Origin of the sequence: Micropruina sp., assembly GCF_027492755.1 — a bacterium.
Lineage (GTDB): Bacteria > Actinomycetota > Actinomycetes > Propionibacteriales > Propionibacteriaceae > Micropruina.
On sequence record NZ_JAPUED010000070.1, the window covers coordinates 6,728 to 11,709 of the forward strand.

Annotated in this window: 4 protein-coding genes; 1 reads left to right on the forward strand and 3 read right to left on the reverse strand. The window is 68.8% G+C overall.

Annotated elements, in window-relative coordinates:
- Positions 1-4 precede the first annotated feature (4 nt).
- The 3 genes from Q0066_RS04525 to Q0066_RS04535 are packed head-to-tail and all read right to left on the reverse strand — an operon-like array spanning position 5 to position 2,282.
- Complete coding sequence (locus Q0066_RS04525) at positions 5-418, reverse strand: cupin domain-containing protein (protein ID WP_298130479.1); 414 nt, start codon at positions 416-418, stop codon at positions 5-7.
- Entirely contained in the window at positions 415-1,299 is an 885-nt protein-coding gene (locus tag Q0066_RS04530) for an HAD family hydrolase (RefSeq protein ID WP_298130481.1), read from the reverse strand. The genes Q0066_RS04525 and Q0066_RS04530 overlap by 4 nt, the downstream gene beginning before the upstream one ends.
- Before the next feature lie 32 nt (positions 1,300-1,331).
- The gene (locus Q0066_RS04535; protein WP_298130482.1) at positions 1,332-2,282 is read right to left on the reverse strand and encodes a patatin-like phospholipase family protein; all 951 of its coding nucleotides are present in this window, start codon (positions 2,280-2,282) and stop codon (positions 1,332-1,334) included.
- A gap of 186 nt (positions 2,283-2,468) precedes the next feature.
- Between Q0066_RS04535 and Q0066_RS04540 the strand changes: the two genes are divergently transcribed.
- Positions 2,469-4,727, forward strand: a complete 2,259-nt coding sequence (locus Q0066_RS04540; RefSeq protein ID WP_298130484.1) for a 3-hydroxyacyl-CoA dehydrogenase/enoyl-CoA hydratase family protein — start codon at positions 2,469-2,471, stop codon at positions 4,725-4,727.
- Positions 4,728-4,982: the final 255 nt, after the last annotated feature.

Genomic DNA, 4,982 nt, shown 5'->3' on the forward strand with positions numbered 1-4,982 from the left:
GTTCTCAGTGCTCGTGCGGGTCGGCCTCGGCGTCGGCCTGGGTGGCGTGCACGGTGCCGGGCAGATGGTCGGGCGGGCCGTACAGCGCGTACACCTTCAGATCCTCGTCGCCGATGTTGGTCACGTTGTGCCAGGTGCCGGCCGGCACCAGGATGACCCAGTCGTCCTCGACCTCTTCGCGGAAGGGCAGGTCGTCCTCGGCCGGGCCCATCTGCACCAGGCCGCGGCCCTGCTCGACGCGCAGGAACTGGTCGTTGTCGGGGTGCACCTCGAGCCCGATGTCGCCGCCGACCGGGATCGACATCACGGTGAGCTGCAGGTGCTCGCCGGTCCACAGCGTGGTGCGGAAGTTCGGGTTCTCGATGGTGGCCGCCTCGATGTCGAGGACGTACGGCTTCTTGCCGTGATCGGTGCTCATAGCGCTACCTCCTGCGTGGGTCGGACCCCATCCTTGCCGATGCCGCCGACGGTTTCGACCGGCCCGGCAGAATCGCCCTCGTGCAGGGCCAGCACTTGCCGGATCACCTGGACCACGCCGTGGTCGGCGTTCGACTCGGCGAGGAACCGGGCCCGCTGTCGCACCGTCTCGTGGGCGTTGCGGACGGCATAGCTGTGCTCGGCCTCGTCGAGCATCTCCAGATCGTTGTAGGCATCGCCGAACGCCATCAGTTGATGCCGTTCCAGGCCCAGGTGGTCGGCCAGCACACGAAGCCCATGACCCTTGTGGACGCCGGGATTCATCAGGTCCACCCAGAGCGGACTGCCCGTGGTGACCGAGAATTCGTCGGCGTAGGCGGGGTGGAAGACCTCGTCGTAGTAGCGAATGCTCTCGCCCTGCGGAAGATAGACGCTGAATTTGTCGATCGCGGCGTCCAGTTCGTCGAAATCGTCGACGTACACGATCCGCGGGTTGAACCTGCCCAGGTACTCCTCGTGTTCGGCATGGATGGCCAGCACGTAGGCCGCGTCAGGGCTGCAGGCGACCGGTACGCCGGGGGTGACCCGCAGGGTGAGTGCCGCCATCTCCCGATAGCCCTGCGGGCTCAGCCGGCTCTCGAACAGGATCGTGTCGCCGTAGCTGACCGAGCCGCCGTTGTTGCCGATGTAGGCGATGCCCTCGCGGGGCGGGAACATCTGCTGCAGCCGGTTGAGCGGACGCCCGCTGGCCGCCACGAAGGTGATGCCGGCGGCGTGCAACCGGCTCACGTAGCTGTCGATCCCGGGCGGTAGCTCGCCCTGCTCGTCGAGCAGGGTGTGGTCCATGTCCGAGGCGATCAGCCGGACGTCGCGCATCTGCATTCTCCGATTGTTTGAGAGTTCCGAATCGTCGGTCACAGGCCCATCCGATCGAACTCCTCGATGGCGACCCGCCGTCCCAATTCGATCATCTCTTCCGCCCGGTGGAAATCGAGCACGCTGCACGCGTTCATCGGCACCCAGACCAGAACCTCGGGCGTGTTGAGCACGGTGCGGGCCATCTCGATGCGGCCCTGCATGATGTCGAGGGAGCGGCCGAGCAGGTCGGCCAGGTTGACGTCGGCGGGCCAGTCCTCGAACGCCTTCTCCGGTGGGGGCGTCGGCGTGCGCAGCTTGTTCAGGTTCCGCACCGGCCAGGATTCGGCCACCGAATGCGCCAGCCGTGCCGTCCAGGACGGCTCTCCGGCGTCGACCGGGATGTCGGTGTCGGCGCTGGCCTCGTCGGCGGACTCTTTGCTGGGCAGGCCCAGGTGCAGGCCCGGGCTCCGACCGAACAGCGAGACCCCGATGCTCACCTCGCCGGGCATGTCCATCGCCGGCGCCATCGGCAGCGGGTTCAGCAGTCCGCCGTCGACCAGCAGCCGCTCACCGATCCGGACGGGTGTGAACACCGCCGGAATCGCGATGGACGCCCGCATCGCCGCCACCAGCGGGCCGTGCCGGAACCACACCTCGCGTTCGGCGTCGATGTCGGTGGCGACCGCGGTGTAGGGGATCGGCAGGTCCTCGATGCGCACGTCGCCGATGAACCGGTGGAGTTCACGCATCACCCGTTGCAGCCGGATCAGGCCGGGCGCGCCGAGGCTCAGGTCGGTGAGCCGGACGATGTCGGTGCGGGTCAGCGCCCGGACCCAGTCGGTGAAGCCGTCCAGGCCGCCGGCGGCGAGCACCCCGCCGACCAGGGCGCCCATCGAGGTGCCGGCCACCCCGACCACCTCGTGCCCACGGGCATGCAGTTCCTGGATGACCCCGACGTGGGCGAATCCGCGAGCCCCGCCGGCACCGAGCACGAGGTTGACCTTCATGCTCCGAGTCAACCATCTCCGTCGGGTCGGTATTCGCTCGTCCGCTGGTCCGACCCCTAACCCCCTCCCTAACTAGTTCAGCCCTCCCGTCGACGGGAGGGCTGAACTAGTTAGGGAGGGCCTTAGCGGTCCGGGTCGGACGGACGGGGCCCGGACTAGGATCGGAGCAGGCACGAGGAGGTGTCCATGAGTGCGACGGACGTGCGGCAGGCGGTCGTGGTCGGTGCGGGAGCGATGGGGTCCGGGATCGCGGCGCAGCTGGCGAACGCGGGCGTGAAGGTGCGCTTGCTCGATGTGGTCCCCGAGGGTGAGGTCGAGGACCGGTCGAAGCTGGCCCGGGAGGCGATCGCCCGCCAAGTGAAGGCTGGAGGCTTCATGTTGCCGGTCTTCGCCGAGCGGGTGACACCCGGCAACGTGGTCGACGACGTCACCGCCTACGCCGAGGCCGACTGGGTGATCGAGGCGGTCTTCGAGGACCTCGGGGTCAAGCGTGAGCTGTACGCGACCATCGAGGAGCACCGCGGGCCGGACACCATGGTCACCTCGAACACCTCCACGATTCCGCTGGCCAGCTTGGTCGAGGGCCGGGACGCCGGGTTCGTCGCCCACTTCGCCATCACCCACTTCTTCAATCCGCCCCGGCATATGCCGTTGTTGGAGGTCGTCGCCGGGCCATCGACGAGCACCGAGGTCGTCGAGCGACTGGTCGCTGTCGGCGATCATCAACTCGGCAAGACGGTGCTGCGCTGCCGCGACACCCCGGGCTTCCTGGCCAACCGGATCGGCAACTTCTGGATGGCCGTCGCCTCGGCCGAGGCGCTCACCGGCGAGGTCGACATCGAAACCGCCGACACTGTGATGACAAGGGCATTCGGGACGCCGCGCACGGGTGTGTTCGGGCTGTTCGACCTGGTCGGGATCAACCTGGTGCCGTCGATCTGGACGAGCTTCCTGCGGCTGCTGCCCGCCGACGACGGGTACCACCGCTACGACATCACCACCAACGGCACCTTCACCGGACTGCTGGAGCGCGGTCTGGTCGGACGCCGTGGTCCCGGCGGATTCACCCGCCGCCGCAAGACCGAGGACGGTCCGGTCGACGAGGTGATCGACACCGATACCTTCGAGTACCGGCCGCGGCGGACGCCGTCCGACCCGGCGCTGCAGGCGCGTGGCCTGCGTGCGGTGTGCGAGACCGACTCGGCGGCCGGCCGCTACGCCTGGACGGTGCTGCGCGAGTTCGTCGACTACTGCTGCGTCACTGCGCCGCAGATCGCCGACCACGTCGGCCTGATCGACGACGCGATGAAGCTCGGCTACGCCTGGCAGGCGGGTCCGTTCGAACTCGCCGACGCGGTGGGTGTGGATTGGTTGGTCGAACGCTTCGAGGCCGAAGGGCGCCCGGTGCCCACTCTGCTGCGGCAAGCGGTGGGGGCCGGCGGGTTCCGGCCCCGTCCCGGTGCGGTGCTGGCCACCGACGGCTCGGTGGCCGAACTGCCGCCCGGTCCGCTGACGGTGGCGCAGGCGTCCGGGGTGTTGGCGGAGAACGAGTCGGCGGCGCTGGTCGACCTCGGCGACGGCGTGGCCTGCCTGACCCTGCGGACCAAGATGAACGTCTGCGAGCCCGGCGTCTTCGAGATCGTCCAACGGGCGCTCGAGTTGGGCGAGCGCGGCGCCTTCACCGCCCTGGTGATCGGCACCGACCATCCGCGCGCCTTCTCGGCGGGTGCGAACCTCAATGTCTTCGCGTCGCTGGTCGAGCGCAACGATCCGGACGAACTGCGACATTTCACCGAGTTGGGACAGGGTTCGTTCGCCCGGCTGCGGGCGGCGTCCTTCCCGGTGGTGGCGGCGGCCCGCGGGCTGGCGCTGGGCGGCGGCTGCGAGTTGATGCTGGCCGCGCATCATGTGGTGGCCGGTGCCGAGCTGTATGCCGGCTTTCCGGAACGCAAGGTGGGCCTGATCCCGGCCTGGGGCGGCGTCACTCGTACCCTGATCCGGGCCTCACTACGCGGTTTGCCGGACCCCGCAGCGCGCGCTTTTGCTCTGGCGTCCTCGTCGGTGATCAGCGGCTCGGCGTTCGAAGCGCAGGCCGAGGGACTGCTGTTGCCGTCCGACGAGATCGTGATGAACGGCGCCCGGGTGCTCGAGCGGGCCAAGGCGTCCGCGCTGGAGTTGGTCGGACGGCCACGGCGTCCGGAACCCGAGCGGTTCGCGCTGCACAGCCCGCGCCTGGAACCGCTCGATGCCTCGTGGACGGACGCCTCACCCACCGATCAGCGGATCGTCGGAGCCTTGGCCGCCATGCTCACCGGCGACGAGCCGGTCACCGAGACCGAACTGCTGCACCGCGAGATCGAGGTCGCCCTGGAGCTCGTGGTGCTGCCGGCCAACCAGGACCGGATGCGGCACATGCTGGCCACCAACCGCCCCCTGGAGAACTGAAGCGGATCGCTGGTCGAGCTTGTCCGAGACCCAAGCCCGACCCGTCATCGGCGGGGCCTGCGCTATCCCGGCGTCTCACGTCGTCATCCCGGCGAACGCCGGGATCGCCTCACGGCGTCGCCAACCCCGATCACCAGAGTTATCCACAGGATGATCCACAGATCGGGGATAACTACACCGTTGTCATTCCCAGGCCTGAGCGATCCTGCGACCCCCACACCGAGGGTCGGCTGCTGGTGCGCGCGCTCAACACCG